The sequence below is a fragment of the Streptomyces panaciradicis genome, from assembly GCF_023516615.1.
GTDB classification, from domain to species: domain Bacteria; phylum Actinomycetota; class Actinomycetes; order Streptomycetales; family Streptomycetaceae; genus Streptomyces; species Streptomyces panaciradicis.
Genome location: NZ_JAMGBF010000272.1, coordinates 1 through 1,050 on the forward strand (window position 1 = coordinate 1; position 1,050 = coordinate 1,050).

Consider the following 1,050-nt stretch of genomic DNA (forward strand, 5'->3'; position numbering starts at 1 on the left):
CCAGCTCGGGTCACCGGCTCCACCACTCCGACCTCGTCCGAAGACTCAGCCGGCGGCTTCACGGGCTTAGCATCACTGGATTCGATGTTTGACGCTCCACAGCGGGTACCGGAATATCAACCGGTTATCCATCGACTACGCCTGTCGGCCTCGCCTTAGGTCCCGACTTACCCTGGGCAGATCAGCTTGACCCAGGAACCCTTAGTCAATCGGCGCACACGTTTCCCACGTGTGAATCGCTACTCATGCCTGCATTCTCACTCGTCAACCGTCCACAACTACCTTCCGGTGCTGCTTCACCCGGCAGACGACGCTCCCCTACCCATCACAGCCTCCGTTGGGAGTATTGCTGCAATGACACGACTTCGGCGGTACGCTTGAGCCCCGCTACATTGTCGGCGCGGAATCACTAGACCAGTGAGCTATTACGCACTCTTTCAAGGGTGGCTGCTTCTAAGCCAACCTCCTGGTTGTCTGTGCGACTCCACATCCTTTCCCACTTAGCGTACGCTTAGGGGCCTTAGTCGATGCTCTGGGCTGTTTCCCTCTCGACCATGGAGCTTATCCCCCACAGTCTCACTGCCGCGCTCTCACTTACCGGCATTCGGAGTTTGGCTAAGGTCAGTAACCCGGTAGGGCCCATCGCCTATCCAGTGCTCTACCTCCGGCAAGAAACACACGACGCTGCACCTAAATGCATTTCGGGGAGAACCAGCTATCACGGAGTTTGATTGGCCTTTCACCCCTAACCACAGGTCATCCCCCAGGTTTTCAACCCTGGTGGGTTCGGTCCTCCACGAAGTCTTACCTCCGCTTCAACCTGCCCATGGCTAGATCACTCCGCTTCGGGTCTTGAGCGTGCTACTAAAATCGCCCTATTCGGACTCGCTTTCGCTACGGCTTCCCCACCCGGGTTAACCTCGCAACACACCGCAAACTCGCAGGCTCATTCTTCAAAAGGCCCGCAGTCACGAGGCAAGCACAAGTGCTCGCCCGACGCTCCCACGGCTTGTAGGCACACGGTTTCAGGTACTATTTCACTCCGCTCCC

At 57.5% G+C, this 1,050-nt stretch carries 1 rRNA gene; it reads right to left on the bottom strand.

The features are described from left to right. Window positions 1-1,050 (bottom strand): 23S ribosomal RNA (locus tag M8J74_RS43525); the annotation flags it as partial.